We start from the raw sequence: 16171 nt of genomic DNA, 5'->3' as shown, positions 1-16171 counted from the left end.
ATGTAGAGCCCATGTCAGAACTCGCTTTTGCCGCGACGCTGATTTTTTCCCGGCTTCCCGGGTGACGGGCAGGGCAGCTTCAGCGCCGAAGACTTTTTACAGCGCGGCGATGTGCTGACTGGCATGGCTATCATTGCTGCTGTTCGTCATAAAAAAGCGATTGAACCGAATCACGGGCATCCGTACGGATGACCGACACAACACTACCGGAGACAGATGCTATGACCGACGCAACCTACGTGCAGGAATATAACGCCATTGTGGACGTACTCAGCCAGTACAACGAAGGCGGAAAGCAGGCAAAAAGTGAGATCATGAAGCCCGCCTTCAGCGAGCGGGCCACGATTTTTGGCGTTGACGGCGATGCAAATCTTACAGGCGGGCCGATTCAGGGCCTTTTCGACACTATCGATAGCGCGTTCCGCCCTTCACCGGAGGCGAAGGCCGCCATCGTACGCGTTGACATCGTGGGCACGGCGGCAAGCGCGCGTATCGATACCGACGATATTTCAGGCTTTCGCTTCACGGACTTTTTCAACCTGCTGAAGGTCAACGGACGCTGGACGGTGGTGAGCAAAATTTACCATACCCACGCCGCTTCCTGATCTCAGCCAATCTTCCACATTCGTCGTGTCTGTCCGCCAGGCGCGGCGAAACCCATAAGGAAAAAACTGAGCCAGGATCTGTCGACAACCTCTATAAATTCGTCCGTGAAAACGGCAGTACGCCAGAGACAGAAAAGCATCTGAATGTGCTGACCATCCCCCCAACAGCTAATGTACTGCCGCATTAGTTTTCGCAGGTGACGCAGAACCTCAGGCTGCCTTACATAACGTAACGATGCCGGGAAAAGTCGAAAATCCCTACGCATTGTATAATTCAGGCATAACGCGACAGTTGCAGGCTCTACAGCCGTTTAATCAAGCAATATTCATTAAAGGTTATGGGCGAATTGGCCGATAAACGCAGTCTACTGCTTCTGACCCTTGAGTTTTGCCATAGATAATTTCCCGCTCCGGCAGGTGAAATGGCACCGTAGAAACTGCGGCATCAGCCAACAACGGACCCGACCACCATGAACACTGTGATCAAACCTACTCTTTCCGCCGTTTGGTCCACAGACGCCCAGGGCATTTGCATCACCAGTCAGGAAAGCCCTGCTGGCCTTATACCCACACTGGAAGGCGTAACGCTAAGTGCATGGCTGAGGCTCGCACAGGCTGATGATGATGCGCAGATCGCGCTGCAACTGACTGCGGCGTTGGAATGCGTCACGCCTTTTCATATCGAAGTGCCAATCCGTTGTCTGGATGGCACGACACGCTGTGTGATTGTTTCAGGCCTGCCTGACTGTCCACCCAATGTTCCTTGCCTGCAATATAGCGGCTTCATTTTTGATATAACCGGGCAGCGCAAAGCCCTGGAGGAAGCGCTGCGCACGGCGGCGGAATACCGTCTGTTAATTGAAAACAGCACTGACCTGATCGCCCATTGCGACGCAGACGGCAGGTACGTTTCGATCTCGCCTTCTTACAGCAAAATGATAGGTTGGTCAGCCGATGAGATGAAAGGTCAACTGGTGGTGGATTTCCTGCACCCCGATGACCGGGCATCCGCTACGGATGCACTGGTATTCCTTTTCAACGGTGGCGTGCGGTCGGATGTGGTCGAGGTGCGTAAGCGGCATCGCGACGGTCACTACATTACGCTTGGCACCAAGGCCTGCGGCGTCAGCGACCCTTCCACCGGCAAGAACATCGGCGCCGTGCTGGTTTCGCGGGATATTACTCATGATAAAGAGCGGATCCGCAAGCTCGAAAAACTGGCCACCCGCGACACGTTAACCGGGTTGCCTAATCGGGCCTGGATCAACGACCGGGTGAGCCACATGCTTGCGCAGGAAAAAGATCTGGCCTATACCACCGTCCTGTTTATCGATTTGAACGGGTTCAAGGCGGTCAATGATTCGATGGGGCATGCAGTAGGGGATGTTTTGCTACAGCTGGTAAGCGAGCGGCTACGACGCTGTATGCGCCCTGGCGATGCGGTGGCGCGTCTGGGCGGGGATGAGTTTGTGGTAGCCGCGAAGTGTACCAACCGCAAGGCGGCATCTGCCATCGCCCGGCGCATTATTAACAGCCTGAAAGAGCCATTTGCTATTAATAGCACAGAAGTACGCATTGGGGCGTCTGTTGGCATTAGCCTCGCACGATTCGGGGCGGCATCGGCCAACATGCTGTTTGAAAATGCCGATAAAGCGATGTACCAGGCGAAAGCACGACAGGATGGGTCATATCAGTTTTTCGAGCCTGCGGCGCAGCCGTTACGTCACTAGCATAGCGTTGGCTCTGTTCTGCGATCTCTTGTGGTGTCTGCCTGGCATAAAGCCGGCGCCTGAAAGCGAGAAGCGGAAGCACAGCTGCCCGAATGCTTGTGCCGCGCCCTGACGGGCACTGTACGTCCCACTCTCTGTTTTCAGAAAAAAACGCGATTAGTTATCGACTTCCCGGGCCGTCAAGCAGCGGATCGGCCAGTGTAGCCCTGGTTTTAGGCAGGCACTGCGGATAGTTTTGCTGAATAAACTCAATCATCTTTTCCCGCACGTGGCAGCGTAAATCAAAGGCCATGGGGGAGTTTTGTGCCGTCATCAATAATCTGATGGTCATGGTTCTGTCATCAGTATCCGTTACCTGCAGCACCTGAGTTTCCTGATCCCAGAGCTTTGTTTCACTGAGGATTTTTTCGAAATGCTGACGCAGAGGTTCTAACGGCATGGAGTAGTCAAGGTAAAGGAAAACGGTGCCTAATATTTGGGCGTTATTACGCGTCCAGTTCTGGAAGGCGTTTTCTGTAAAGTAGGTGATGGGCAGAACCAGCCGGCGCAGATCCCAGATACGCACCACCACATACGTCAGGTTTATCTCCTCAATCCAGCCCCATTCTTTTTCAACCACTACAGCATCATCAATTTTAATCGGTTGGGTGAAGGCTATCTGAATACCGGCAAACAGGTTAACGAGCGACTTTTGCAGGGCAAAGCCAATTATTATTCCGGCCACCCCGGCACCGGCCAGAATTGTGGTGCCGAATTTTCGCACGCCGGGGAAGCTGAGCAGGATCAGTGAAACACACAGCGTCACGAGCAGGACGATAGCGACCTTTTTTACATATATTATCTGCGTACGGATTTTACGGGCACGAAGATTATTAGAAAGATTAATGTCATAGCGGATAAAAAGCATATCCTGCACGACATTAGTCAAACGAATCAGGATAGAACAAAGCGAAAGTATAATGAAGGTATTAATAATCGTTGTAATAAGATCAAGATAGTGCGGGTGAATATTAATATAATTAAGCCCGACGTTGATTAACATCAGCGGGATGAAAAGAAAAATTGATCCGCGAAGATGCTTTTCAAGGGATTTAAATAATTTCCTGTCACGATTCTGCCAGTAGCGGATGAACCTGAGAATGATAAATCGCGCAACGGCCCCCGCAGCGAAAGAGAGCGTGACGAGCAATAAAGCAGGCACCCACGATGGCGCGCCAGATAACTCATCGAATAGTAATGGCATTCTTTTCCCTTATATCCAGCAACAACCACAGGCTGTCAGCGAAGTCATAAACATCCAGTAACCGCTGTCTTCACGGTTATCTGCAGCGTAAATGGTTTACGCAGATGAGTTTATGAAAAATTCTGTTAACTGACGCAGTAAACGTAAAAAAATCGGACAAAACCGATAATTCAGATGAGTTTTTTATTTAATTAATTGAAATTTATAACAATTTTTATTTATCAGCCAGTAAGCCGGGCGACCATGCCTGTATCGTATAGATCTTGAGCGGTGGCCTGACGGAAGGAGGCTCACCAGAAGCATAGCGTCAGATCGCCGCCGGATTCGATAAGCAAAACCAGCCTTCGCGATAATTCAGACGAGCGTGGCAGCCGTAGAGAAGGAAGAGCAGGCATGTCAGGGCAATACTGAAAGCGATGAAAGGGAATGATAATCAGCCGCTAGCATGTTCGGGCGTGAGCGTTCTCTGAATGTTCAGGCTTCGCTTTGCGCATAACCTGCCTGAACGCGCCGGGCGGCATACCGTACTGTCGGCTGAATGCCCGCGTAAACGTCTGCTGCGACTCAAAATCATAGCGCAGGGCGATAGTTATAATTCGCTGGTCGCCGCTGACAAGCTCATCAGCGGCGGCCTTCATCCTTTCCAGACGAATAAAAGCACCCAGGCTGATACCGGCGTAGCGCACAAAGCACCGGTTCAGATACCACTTTGAATAACCGTAGCGGGCCGCCACCTCCTGAACGGTGACTTTTCTGGTTAAGTTTTCTCTTATCCAACATACCAGCCCCGTAAAAAATACGTCGTCCGACAGCATATTGTTATTCCCGCTGGCTGCCCAGGTTTGATAAATATCGATACGAGCCTGCACGGGCAGGTACGCAATGAGGCGCGGCCTGGAAACGCTTATGCGCAGAAAGCATCAGAATGTATAGGTAAAGCCGACCGTGCCCGTTGCTTCATTGCGCCGGGAAACAACAGGGCTGTCGGCTACGCGATCGCCAAGCCAGGTATAGCCCGCGCTGATAAGCGTTCCCCAGTGAGGATCAAACTGGTGGCTCCAGATCAGAGAGGTTGCAATACCGTAAAAACCGCCCGGCGCGCGGTAGCGCGTAAACCTGCTGCGCTGGCTCTGCGCCTGACTGACGCCGTACCAGGTATTCATATAGCGGGCATCGCCAAATAATGCCGCGGTTTGCAGCGCGACGGTATCGCTTTCACTCTGCACCGGCAGAAGGGTCAGGGATGCCTGATAATTGACGCCCTGATCGTCACTGAACGGCAGAACCGCTTTGCCCTCGGCGCTGAGCCATGGCGTGACCTGCCAGCCGATGGCCAGCGCTGTATTGACCGTGGGATCGATTTTGCCCATGCCCTTCAGCCTCTTACCGCCGTCACGCCAGTCTGAATTTTTGTCATCTCGTCCGAGGTTGTAGCCCAGCGTATGTTCCAGGTAGAGTCCACTGTTGCTTTGTAAATCGTAGCCAATGCCTTTTTGAGCATCCGCAAAGAAGGCACCGTGTCGGGCCTGGAAAACCGGAACCGGCTGAAGGCGGGTTTGATCCGAGCCGCTGTAGCGGGGCGCAGACTGTGCGCCGACGCCGACGGTCACGCTATTTTGGGCATCACCGCTGTCCGCGCGGGCCGTCGCTGAAGTTGTCAGGGCCAGACCGGCCATATACAGCAGTGCTTTTCTGGTTATCATCACCTTACCTCTTATGGGTTCATTCCACTTTGCCGATACACCCGTATCGACAACCCGGAGTATCCTGTGGGTGTGTCAATAAACGGCCAGGGAATTGTGAAGAAAGTGTCAAGGTGAACCATGCAAAACAAAAAAATTCTTATTATTGAGGACGACGCAGATGCGGTTGAGGTGCTTGAAGCCTATTTACGCCGCGAAAACTACGAAGTTCGCGCGGCCGGGGACGGGGTGTCGGGCCTGGAAATAGCCGGGCGCTGGCACCCTTATCTGATCCTGCTGGACGTGATGCTGCCGGGTCTTAACGGTACGGAGGTATTGGCAAAAATCAGGCGCAGCAGTGACGTTCCTGTGATTATGGTAACGGCCATCGGCGACATGCCCGATCGCATCGGCGCGCTGCGCTACGGTGCCGACGACTACGTGGTCAAGCCCTACCATCCCGGAGAGGTTGTGGCGCGCGTGCAGGCCGTGCTGCGGCGAAGTCAGCCAGCGGTTCAGCAAGAGGAGGTGCTGCGCTGGCAGGCGCTGGAGGTTCATACTTCGGCCATGACCGTAACCGTTACGCGCGGTATTGATGATCTAATCAACGTGGACGTGACCCCAACCGAGTTTTTATTACTGGTGACGATGATGCGCGCCCCGGTTCGTGCGCTCAGCCGTCAGTTTTTACTGGAGCGGTGCCTGCCTGAAAGCGACGCGCTTGAACGCGTGGTCGATACACATATCTACAACTTGCGCAAAAAACTTGAGGCGGCCGGCATGAAAGAGGTTCTTCTTAACGTACGCGGCGTCGGCTACAGGTTCCGGCAGCCATGAAAAATCCACAGCTGCAAACCCTGTGGCGTTGGATCTGCGTTCGCATTCTGACGCTTGCCATCGGTACCGTTGTCCTGATAGCGCTGTGCATGTGGCTGCGCTTTACGCTTCAGTATCTCTGGATCACCTGGCATATGCCCCACGCGATACTGCAGGAATTCCTGGTTCTGCGTGAAAACCCTAATCTTAATCCGGCGCGTTTTCATCAGATCATTGATAGCTGGTGGGGTATCGGCTATTCCGATCCCTCCATCGCCTCTTCGGACTGGATCACCGTCGGCGTCCTGGTGCTGGTGACGATTCCATTCATTGCCTGGTTCGGGCTGCGCCATGCCCGCCCGTTGTCGGCTCAGTTCAGCCAGCTCAGAGGCGCAGCTGAACAGGTAACGGAAGGTGACTTCGGTGCGCAGGCTGCGCTGACGCCGTCGGCACCAGCAGAACTGGTGCAGTTCGCACAAAACTTCAACGCCATGACGCGCCAGCTTGCGCGTTATGAAAAAGAGCTTCGCGCCTCACATGTCGCTATGGCGCATGAGCTGCGCTCCCCGCTGACCGCAGCCATGGTTCGGCTACAGGCGCTGCTTGACGGCGTGTTCAGCGCGGATGGGCGACAGCTTGCCATGATCATGGGCCAGCTGAACTGCCTGCGCAGGCTGATTGATGAACTGCAGCTGCTTTCACTGGCGGACGCCGGGCAGCTTAGCCTGGAAAGGGTTCGCTGCTGTCCGTCCGAGATCCTGCGCTATCGCCTGCAGTGGATAAAATCCCAGCTTGATGAAGCAGGCATTCATCCGGTTGCCGAACTGGCTGAAAAAACGCTGCTTAACGTCGATCCGTTTCGTCTGGGGCAGGTTTTTACCGTCCTGCTGGAAAATGCGCTGCGCTATGCGGGTTCCGGCACCAGCCTGTATCTGAGCAGCCGCAGCACAGACGGGCATTATGAGATTATTTTTCAGGACAAAGGGCCCGGCGTGCCGCCGGCGTTTCTTGAAGTCATGTTTGAGCGCTTTACGCGCGGAGAGGCCTCACGGGCACGGCATTCTGGCGGGAGCGGGCTGGGCCTTTCAATTGCACGCGCTATCTGTCAGGCGCACGGCGGAACGCTGGACGCCACGCTGCCGCCTGAGGGCGGATTAAGAATGCGGATCGTGCTGCCTCACGATGTATAACGGTTGCTGAGGGTCTTGACACTCCCTTGATGGAATGTGGCCGGGTTCTTGATAATGGCGAGGTTTAATGGCGCAAAACTCAATTGAGGAACTGCGCCATGTCAGACAACCTTCCAGGCCTGATAAAACAGGGGGCCTGGCAACTGCTGGATCTGCGACATCATAGTGTCTTACTGCTGCTCGGCCTTGTGCTGATGGCTGTTATGCTGACCGGCTGCGATCGGCAAAAACAACAAAATCCACCCGCACCGCGTCCGGTTGAATGGATGACGATCGGCCCGCGCACGGCTCCTGCTCAGCAGACGCTGACCGGTGAAGTCCGCGCGCATGATGAAACCTCCCTGAGTTTCAGGCTGGAGGGCCGCATACTGACGCGCAGTGCCGACGTCGGGAGCCGGTTCAGCCAGGGCGACACGCTGGCCGTGCTGGACAGTCCGGCGGCGCTGAACCAGGTTATCAGCGCGCAGGCTGATGTCAGCAGCAGCCGGGCCGCAGAAAAAGTGACGCTGCTTAATCTGCATCGAATGCGTCTTCTGATGCCGTCCGGTGCTATCGCTCGTGCTCAGCTGGATACGGCCACGGCTGACTGGCAGGCGGCGCTTTCGCGCACGCAGAGCAGCGAGGCGGCGCTGAAAAATGCGAAGGAAAACCTGCGCTGGACGGCCCTTACCGCGCCTGCCAGCGGCGTAGTGACGGGCGTCAGCGCATCAGCAGGGCAGGTTGTCAGCGCCGGGGAAACGGTATTTACCGTTGCCGCTGGCAATGGCCGCGACGTCGTGTTTGACGTTGCCAGTCCCGCAATGGTATCCCGCCAGCCCGGTGCCGTTTTTCACCTTGCGCTGCTGCGGGATCCGACCGTAAGCGCGCTGGGGCATCTGCGCGATATCAGTCCGCAGGCCGATCCGCAAACGCGAAGCTGGCGAGTGCGGGTCACGCTGGATAATCCACCGCCCGATATGGCGATGGGCGCCAGCGTCACGGTCACGCTGCCAGCCGCAGAAACGGCAGCTGAGGCGGTTATGGTGCTTCCGGCGTCGGCCCTGACGCGCCAGGCAGGCGATCCCGCCGTATTTGTGCTGGATGCGGTTAACAATCGGGTCCGTCGGAGAGCCGTGCATATCGCAGGCTATTCGGCAGATTCCGTATTTATACGCGCCGGGATCGCGCCCGGGGAGCGGGTCGTTACAGCGGGCGTCAGAAGCCTGCGTGACGGCGAGCGCGTGGCCTGGAGCAAGGAGGATCAGGATGAAGCAGAGCTTTAACCTTTCTGCCTGGGCGCTGAAGCAGCAGCAGTTAATTGCCTTCCTGATGCTGCTCATTATGGCTGCGGGCATCATAAGCTATGAGCAGCTTTCACGGACTGAAGATCCCGCATTTACCATCAAAACAGCGGTGGTTTCTGCCCAATGGCCGGGCGCGAACCTCAGCGATACGGTCAGGCTGGTGACCGACGCGCTGGAGAAAAAACTGCAGGAGATCCCCCGGCTTGACTACGTCCAGAGCGAGACGCACGCCGGGCGCAGCGTTATCTTTATAAACCTTCGCGATGATACGCCCCCTGCGCAGGTTGCCGACATCTGGTATCAGGTACGTAAAAAAATGCAGGATGCCGCCCCTTCTTTACCGCAGGGCGTGCAGGGGCCTGCCGTCAACGATGATTTTGAAGACACCTTCGGCACTATTTACGGGTTTACCGCAGAGGGTTTTTCCATGCGGGAATTAAGAGATCGGGTGGACAACATTCGCCGGGATCTGATGAGCCTGCCGGACGTGGGTAAAATTCAGCTGCTGGGCGAGCAGGAAGAGCAGCTGGTGGTGGCCTTTTCACCGCGTAAGCTGTCATCGATGGGGCTGGATTTACAGCAGGTCGCTGAGGCGCTTCGCGCGCAGAACGTGGTAGAGCCAGCGGGTACCGTGCGTACGGCCGATGACACTATAGCACTGCGAGTCAGCGGGGCTTTCAAAAACGAAGAGAGCCTGCGCACGGTGACGCTGCGGGTAAACGGACGCTATATCCCTCTTACAGCGATTGCCGCCGTCGTGCGCAGACCTACAGAGCCGCCTGCGCCGCTTTATCGCGTCAACGGACAGCCTGCGATCGGGCTCGCCGTCTCGATGGCGCAGACCGGGAATATGCTTGCTTTCGGCCAGGCGCTGCGCGCGCGCATGGCAGGCGAGGCCGAACGGCTGCCGCACGGTATTGAGATGACGCGTATTGCCGATCAGTCCGCCGTGGTGGATGAGGCCGTCAGCGGATTTATGCACGTGCTCGTAGAGGCAGTGATCATCGTGCTGGCCGTGTCTTTTGTTTCACTGGGCCTGCGTGCCGGCCTGGTGGTGGCGGCAGCAATCCCGCTGGTGCTGGCTATGACATTTATCTGTATGCACCTTGCCGGTATTGGGCTACAGCGGATCTCGCTCGGCGCGCTGATTATCGCCCTGGGGCTGCTGGTTGACGATGCAATGATAACAGTGGAAACCATGGTGGCCAGGCTTGAAGCCGGCGATTCACGCGCCAGCGCGGCAACCTATGCGTTCACCTCTACGGCGTTTCCGATGCTGACCGGTACGCTGGTCATGATTGCCGGTTTTATTCCGGTCGGCTTTGCCGCCTCAAGCGCGGGAGAATACTGCTATACCCTGTTTGCCGTGGTGCTGATTGCGCTTATCAGCTCATGGATAGTGGCCGTGCTGTTTTCACCGTTGACCGGCAGCTGGCTGCTACCGGGCACCCTGCAGAAACACGCCGCCGGTCCTGGTCGCCTCGGCGGGCTTTATCGCCGCCTGCTCGCCCGCGTTCTGCGATACCGGCTTCTGACGCTTGGCCTTGCGCTACTGGCGCTGCTGCTGGCAGGTGCGGGTATGACCCGGATGCAGGGCGAGTTTTTCCCGGCCTCGGATCGGCCCGAGCTTCTGGTCAGCCTGTCTTTGCCAGCGAATGCCTCTCAGGAGGCGACCCTACGTCAGACAGAGCGGCTGGAACAAGCCGTATCAGCCAGCCGCGACGTTGACCACTACTCGTCTTACGTCGGCACCGGAGCAGTGCGCTTTTATCTGCCGATGGACGTTTTACTTGATGATGAAAATACCGCTCAGCTGGTGGTGGTGGCCAAAAGCCTGGCGGCCAGAGAAAGACTGCGGCGCTATCTTGATGGCGTGCTTGCGCGGGATTTTAGCGACATCACCACGCGGGTTGCTCCTCTTGAGCTGGGGCCGCCCGTAGGCTGGCCCGTTCGCTACCGCGTCAGCGGGCCTGACTACCAGCAGGTCAGGGCGCAGGCAGAGCGACTGGCAGCAACGCTTGGCGCCTCTCCGCTGACGCGTGAGGTCAACCAGACGGCGGGCGAGCCTGAACGGGTTGTCACGCTGAAGGTGGATCAGTCGGCCGCGCGGGCAGCGGGCCTCTCTTCCGAGCTGATTGCCCGTTATCTGAACACGCTGTGGTCGGGAATGCTGATTACCACCGTGCGTGACGGGAACAGGCTGGTTGATGTCGTTCTCAAGGGCAACGATGAAGGGCGCCGTCTTGACAGCCTGTCCGGGCTGCTTCTGACAGCGCAAACGGGCGCGAAAATCCCGCTGGCGCAGGTGGCCACGCCGCAGTGGGGGCTTGAGGATCCCGTAATCTGGCGGCGTCAGCGCCTGCCGTTTATCACCGTGCAGACGGATCTTGCACCTGGTCTGCGCGCCGAAAGGGTATCGGCCGGGCTGAAGCCGGTTATTGACCGCTTCAGGGCCGGACTGCCGCTGGGTTACAGCCTCAGCGAGGACGGAGCCGTAGCCGAGTCCGACAAGGGCAACAGCTCTGTATTTGCTATTCTGCCGGTCACGCTGCTCTGTATGCTGGTGCTGCTGATGGTTCAGCTACAGCGCGTTTCCCGTATGCTTCTGGCGCTGCTGATGGCACCTTTTGGCCTGCCCGGAATCGTGCTGGCTATGCTGCCGACAGGCACGCCGATGGGCTTTGTGGCGCTGCTGGGCATCATTGCGCTTGCGGGCATGATTATCCGCAATGCGGTCATACTCATCACTGAGGCGGACAATAACCGACGCTCAGGTATGCACTATAACGCCGCCATTCAGGCCGCTGCCTCTCACCGCGCCCGCCCAATCCTTCTGACGGCCAGCGCAGCCATCCTGGGCATGATCCCCATTTCCCGTCAGATTTTTTGGGGGCCAATGGCGCTGGCGATTATCGGCGGGCTGATCGTGGCGACGCTGGTGACGCTCACCGTTTTGCCGGCGGCCCTGAGTCTGGTGATGCAGACGGAAGCGCGCCGGGCCAGCCGGAAAAAATCTTCTGGCGCTGAAGCAGGATAGATAAAAGCTGGCCCTGTCCGGGCTTCTCTTTACGGACGGAGGCCAGCTTTCAGAACGGCGCTTTCCGGGAAACAGCGCTCTTCAGGGTCTGCAACTGACATCGGGTAATGCCCGAAACCCGATGGCGAATTTGGCTTATCGCAGCCTGTGCATGACGTACGCGCCACCGTTCAGGATCCTGATGCAGCTGAAGCCGGGCTTTTTGCCCGTTCGCTGTTCTTACCACTATGGCCGGGAGAAACGTCGACGACGGCATTCGCAGCGTTAGCGGGAAAGCGCAGCGTAAACCGATTGACGCCGTGCTCGCTGTTTACCTCACAGCTTCCCTGATGTAATCGCATAATGCTGCGCACGATAGACAATCCCAGCCCGCTGCTGCCCTGATGACGTGAGGTGTCAGCGCGCCAGAAACGGTCAAAAATGCGCGACTGGTACTCGGCGCTCAGCACCGGGCCATTGTTTTCCACTACCAGTTCGATGGCGTGCGGCTGCGCCTTGCTATAGACGTGGATTGTGGTGTTACGCTCGCCATAGCTCAGCGCATTCGCTATCAGATTCGCCAGCGCGCGTTGCACCAGCAGCGGGTCGGCAGACAGTTCGCCATCCAGCCTTATCTCAAGCCGCATCGCCTTTTCTTCCGCCATATTGTCAAAATAGCTCTGCAATTTCTCACCAGGCTGCGCCAGATCGATGCGCTGAATAGCTATCGACTGGCTGGCGTCTTCCGCCCTGGCAAGAAACAGCATGTTGTCGATCATCCTGGCGAGACGCTCCAGCTCTTCATAATTGGAGCCTAATAACGCCTGATAATCGCTAAGGCTGCGCGTCTGGCTCAGCGCCACTTCGGTCTGGCCGATCAGCGTACCGATCGGCGTGCGCAGCTCGTGCGCCATATCCGCAGCAACCTGGCTCAGCTGTTGGTAGCCGCCTTCAAGGCGACCGAGCATTTGGTTAAAAGCAGCGATAAGCGGCTGCAGTTCAGCCTGAGCCTGATCGGGCATACGGCGTGACAAATGACGCACATCGATCGCGTTCGCCTCGGTTGTCAGGCGGCGGAGTGGGGATAAACCGCGCCGCACCAGCCAGACGCTTATGGCTGCCACCAGTAAGGCAGCCAGGGAAGTCGCCAGGATAATTTGATTACGGTAGCCGTGCAGCGTTTGCGTGCGATTGTTCATCAGGCGACCGGTGACGATCTCAATCTGTCCGCTGCCGTCGCGCGTGGGCGTGAGTGCCGACGCCGCGATAAAAGGCGTGCCGTCGTCGCTGGCAAAGTGATGAACGGACGACAGCGTCAGCGGCTGGTCAGCGGCGACAGGCGTAATAACGGGAAGAGGGCGCCGGCCGGGATTGACCGCAATCAGCGGTGGCTGGCCGGGAAAACGCAGCACCAGTAAAGACTCGGTGTTACCCAGCATATTGGCAAACAAACGCGGTTTCTGCTGGATAAGCGTAATGGCATCTTCATCGCGTAACAGCGTGCGGATCTGATCGATACGCGTCAGCAATGCGCCATCGTCGCGTAGCCCAATTTGTATGGCCAGCGAGTGATAAAGCGCAAGGCCAATGAGCGCAAAAATCGCCATCACCGTGGCGCTTAACATAAGCGACAGACGCGCCGCGAGAGAGTATTTTTTCACGGTTCTGCTTCGCAGCGATAGCCCACGCCGTGCACGGTATGGATCAACGGTTGGGCAAAGGGGCCATCAATTTTCTGCCGGAGGCGTTTTACCGCCACATCCACCACGTTGGTGTCGCTGTCAAAATTCATATCCCACACGCGGGAAGCAATCAGGGTGCGGGTCAGCACTTCGCCAGGATGCAGCAGAAACAGATGCAGCAGATTGAACTCTTTGTTGGTCAGGTCGATTCGCTGACCGCCGCGCTCGACGCGGCGTTTAACAATATCGAGCTGCAAATCGGCCAGCGTCAGCACATCCGGCAGCTTTTGCAGGCTGCCGCGTCGCAGCTGCGTGCGGACGCGTGCCAGCAGCTCGGCGAACGAAAAGGGCTTGACCAGATAATCATCCGCGCCCAGCTCCAGTCCTTTAATACGGTCTTCCAGCGTGCCTTTGGCCGTCAGGAAGATCACCGGCGTGTGGATCTGTTTATCGAGCGCCGTCATCACCTGCCAGCCATCCATACAGGGCATCATTACGTCGAGTAAAATCAAATCGTAATGATGCTCCTGCGCGTAAAACAGGCCGTCCTGGCCGTTTTCCGCCACGTCGACGATAAACCCCGCTTCCGTCAATCCTTTGCGCATGTATTCGCGTGCCTTGACTTCATCTTCAATCACTAAAATTTTCATGCGCTTCTCCCTGTGAACTCTGTTAAGGCAGTGCATGCTGCGCGGCTTGCTCGATCAACCGCGCAACCTCATCAGGATGCGACTGATACACCGAGTGGCTGGCACCGGCAATTTCCACCGTATGGCTGTGTGCGCGTTTGGCGTACAGACGTTCCAGATCGGGGCTGATAATTTTGTCAGCTTTCGCCACCATGTACCAGCTGGGTCGCGTTTTCCATGCCGGATGGGGAATGTTGGCGGTGAACACTGCCGCGTTGGTCGGCATCTGCGCATGGGCTTCGAAATCGGCCTGGGCGGCAGGCAGGTCGGCAGCGAAATCGCCATGATAATATTCCGGGGCAATAGAGAGATAGCCATCGCTCGATTTTACAAACGGATGCGCGCTATTGGGGATTTTTTTGCCGTTATCGGCTTCGGTTTCGCCATTTTCCGGCACGTGCGCGGCAATATACACAAGACCAGCCACTTTATTGTCGTTGCCCACTTCGCTGATAATCGCGCCGCCGTAGCTGTGCCCCACTAAAATCACCGGGCCGTTTTGTCGATCGAGAACGCGACGCGTCGCGGCCACGTCTTGCGCAAAGCTGGTCAGCGGTTCCTGCACCAGCGTCACGTTATAACCATCATGCGTCAGCCGATCGTACACCGCGCGCCAGCCCGCGCCGCCGACGAAAGCGCCGTGAACCAGCACAATATTCTTGACCGGCTGCGCCTGAGCCTGCGCAGTGCCGCCTGCGATTGCCACCAGCATACTCACTGCAAGAACAACTTTTTTCAGTTTCATGATCGTGCTCCTGATTAGGAAAGTTCGTCTACAGGATACGAAACCGGCGCTGACATCAGGGTGAGGGAGTGATGACAAAAAAATGACGCCGGAGGGAAGGGGATGTAGGTGATCTGGTACTGATTAACGGCAGAGGCAGATTCGCGCAAGGCTGAAATAGCGGTGACCTCTGACAGGCGTATGTCGCCGAAAGCCGTTGCGCTTATATAGCCTCGCGGGAAGCCGCATTTGCGGTGCGGCTCCCGTTAGCCTGCTGATAAAGACATAGCGAGTTTTCTTTGTCTGCTTTCATGCGACCCTTGGCCAGGTGAGGACGACTATCACTTAAAGCGGCCCCTTGACTTGCACACCAACGACCATCCTATAGAATTATTAATGATTCCTTTTAAAGTACATCCGTCTGATTAATTTTCATTCAAATATTTTCCGTATAACAATTAATTATTTAATACTTATCAATTGTTTATATCTCATCAGAGGATAGCCAGTCATGACTGAGCCAACCGCATCCGATCAATTGAAAGATCAGGACTTTGATACTTTCAGGGCAACCGTATTACCCCATCTCGATCAACTTCTTGCAGATAATCCGCCTCCCCCAGGGCAGACTTTTGACAGGGATAAAGCGGTGCATGACATGTACGATCTGGTAAATGGCCGCTATGACATTGAATCAGCAGAACCCGCCGCCGCCGCAGAGGTGGAACTTGACTCTGCACCAAATAAGACGGGCGTTAGTGAATGCACTATGTGGGAAATTACCGTCATCTGTGACGTCCTGTCTGTTGGGCTACAGTATTGCGGCATAGCGGGAGCACCGGCTCAACGGGCGGCGGCACAGATTGCCAGTCAGTTGAATGCAGCGCAGCTAAATGGCTTGCAGCTGTTACTTCAGGCGTTCCGTAATGCGCAGGGCGCGCGCGCGACAGGTCAGGCGGTTTTCAACCTGCTCAGCGCTATCTGGAAATTGACGGGTATTCGACAATTTCTCGGCGCGCTTGAAACAAATTTCGCCTGGTATAACTGGGTCATTATGGGCACTGTTATTTCAGCGCAGCTGGCCGCGCTTTTCTTAAGCGATGGGTTAGCATTTGTGGCAGAAATAGTCATCATGGGGGCATTTCTTACGCAGCTGGGACTGGATGTGGATCATATGTGTGAAGCTTGCGCCTGGGATTGATATAAAGCTGACGATGACATGCGCGCTTTAATCAGGTGGTGATGACCACTAAAGCGGCTTATACAGCCAATAAAACGACCGCCAGTATTAACCGGCGGTTCATCCCATTTATAGCCCGCAGGTTCAAGCCCACGATCCATACCGCTATGCACTTAACAGCACTTTACGGCTCGGCCGCCGCTAAACCTGTACGTACAGCACATATAACAAGCTCCGTGCCGATGGATTTTCCGCCAGCCCTGAGCACGGGGTTCCAATTTTTACCCATAAAGAACAATAGCCTTCGCTATCTTGTTAATTGAACTACACT

The 16171-nt window shown here is 56.1% G+C and carries 13 protein-coding genes; 7 read left to right on the top strand and 6 right to left on the bottom strand.

Going from position 1 to position 16171, the window contains the following annotated elements; translation table 11 throughout:
• The first annotated feature begins 221 nt into the window (after positions 1-221).
• A complete protein-coding gene (locus ACMGEE_RS02825) occupies positions 222-605 on the top strand; it encodes a nuclear transport factor 2 family protein (RefSeq protein ID WP_369894759.1) in 384 nt (127 codons plus the stop codon).
• A 470-nt stretch (positions 606-1075) separates the two neighbouring features.
• On the top strand, positions 1076-2335 hold the full coding sequence (locus ACMGEE_RS02820) for a diguanylate cyclase domain-containing protein (RefSeq protein WP_436829638.1): 1260 nt from the start codon (positions 1076-1078) through the stop codon (positions 2333-2335).
• 160 nt (positions 2336-2495) lie between these two features.
• Here ACMGEE_RS02820 and ACMGEE_RS02815 read toward each other — a convergent pair whose 3' ends face one another.
• The 3 genes from ACMGEE_RS02815 to ACMGEE_RS02805 all read right to left on the bottom strand — a co-directional run bounded on the left by ACMGEE_RS02815 (position 2496) and on the right by ACMGEE_RS02805 (position 5281).
• Positions 2496-3578 carry a mechanosensitive ion channel family protein gene (locus ACMGEE_RS02815; RefSeq protein ID WP_253454289.1) on the bottom strand — a complete coding sequence of 361 codons (1083 nt, stop codon included), beginning with the start codon at positions 3576-3578 and terminating at the stop codon, positions 2496-2498.
• Between the two features lie 440 nt (positions 3579-4018).
• Positions 4019-4393: a helix-turn-helix domain-containing protein gene (locus tag ACMGEE_RS02810; protein ID WP_436829637.1), complete on the bottom strand. Its 375-nt coding sequence runs from the start codon at positions 4391-4393 to the stop codon at positions 4019-4021.
• A gap of 105 nt (positions 4394-4498) precedes the next feature.
• On the bottom strand, positions 4499-5281 hold the full coding sequence (locus tag ACMGEE_RS02805) for a MipA/OmpV family protein (RefSeq protein ID WP_125290026.1): 783 nt from the start codon (positions 5279-5281) through the stop codon (positions 4499-4501).
• Positions 5282-5401: 120 nt separating this feature from the next.
• Here ACMGEE_RS02805 and ACMGEE_RS02800 point away from each other — a divergent pair, with 120 nt between their 5' ends.
• The 4 genes from ACMGEE_RS02800 (at position 5402) to ACMGEE_RS02785 (ending at position 11586) form a co-directional block, all read left to right on the top strand.
• The gene (locus tag ACMGEE_RS02800) at positions 5402-6097 is read left to right on the top strand and encodes a response regulator (RefSeq protein WP_436829636.1); all 696 of its coding nucleotides are present in this window, start codon (positions 5402-5404) and stop codon (positions 6095-6097) included.
• The gene (locus ACMGEE_RS02795; RefSeq protein WP_436829635.1) at positions 6094-7266 is read left to right on the top strand and encodes a sensor histidine kinase; all 1173 of its coding nucleotides are present in this window, start codon (positions 6094-6096) and stop codon (positions 7264-7266) included. The genes ACMGEE_RS02800 and ACMGEE_RS02795 overlap by 4 nt, the downstream gene beginning before the upstream one ends.
• A gap of 98 nt (positions 7267-7364) precedes the next feature.
• Positions 7365-8528, top strand: coding sequence for an efflux RND transporter periplasmic adaptor subunit (locus ACMGEE_RS02790; protein ID WP_436829634.1), 1164 nt, complete (start codon positions 7365-7367; stop codon positions 8526-8528).
• The gene (locus tag ACMGEE_RS02785) at positions 8512-11586 is read left to right on the top strand and encodes an efflux RND transporter permease subunit (protein ID WP_436829633.1); all 3075 of its coding nucleotides are present in this window, start codon (positions 8512-8514) and stop codon (positions 11584-11586) included. Before ACMGEE_RS02790 ends, ACMGEE_RS02785 begins: the two co-directional genes overlap by 17 nt.
• Before the next feature lie 170 nt (positions 11587-11756).
• Here the strand turns inward: ACMGEE_RS02785 and ACMGEE_RS02780 are convergent, their stop codons facing one another.
• From ACMGEE_RS02780 to ACMGEE_RS02770, 3 genes are read right to left on the bottom strand one after another with little or no spacing between them, the layout of a single operon-like run.
• Entirely contained in the window at positions 11757-13226 is a 1470-nt protein-coding gene (locus ACMGEE_RS02780) for a heavy metal sensor histidine kinase (RefSeq protein WP_436829632.1), read from the bottom strand.
• A complete protein-coding gene (locus tag ACMGEE_RS02775) occupies positions 13223-13897 on the bottom strand; it encodes a heavy metal response regulator transcription factor (protein ID WP_370734023.1) in 675 nt (224 codons plus the stop codon). The genes ACMGEE_RS02780 and ACMGEE_RS02775 overlap by 4 nt, the downstream gene beginning before the upstream one ends.
• 22 nt (positions 13898-13919) lie before the next feature.
• Positions 13920-14681, bottom strand: a complete 762-nt coding sequence (locus ACMGEE_RS02770) for an alpha/beta fold hydrolase (protein WP_301250888.1) — start codon at positions 14679-14681, stop codon at positions 13920-13922.
• Between the two features lie 490 nt (positions 14682-15171).
• On the opposite strand from ACMGEE_RS02770, the gene ACMGEE_RS02765 reads away from it, so the two are divergent.
• Positions 15172-15861 carry a hypothetical protein gene (locus ACMGEE_RS02765; RefSeq protein ID WP_436829631.1) on the top strand — a complete coding sequence of 230 codons (690 nt, stop codon included), beginning with the start codon at positions 15172-15174 and terminating at the stop codon, positions 15859-15861.
• The last annotated feature ends 310 nt before the right edge of the window (positions 15862-16171 follow it).

It is taken from the genome of Erwinia artemisiae, from assembly GCF_051400835.1.
In the GTDB taxonomy this organism is placed as follows: Bacteria; Pseudomonadota; Gammaproteobacteria; order Enterobacterales; family Enterobacteriaceae; genus Erwinia; species Erwinia aeris.
Note: the sequence above shows the minus strand (reverse complement) of the source record. Positions and strands in the feature narration are given on the sequence as shown.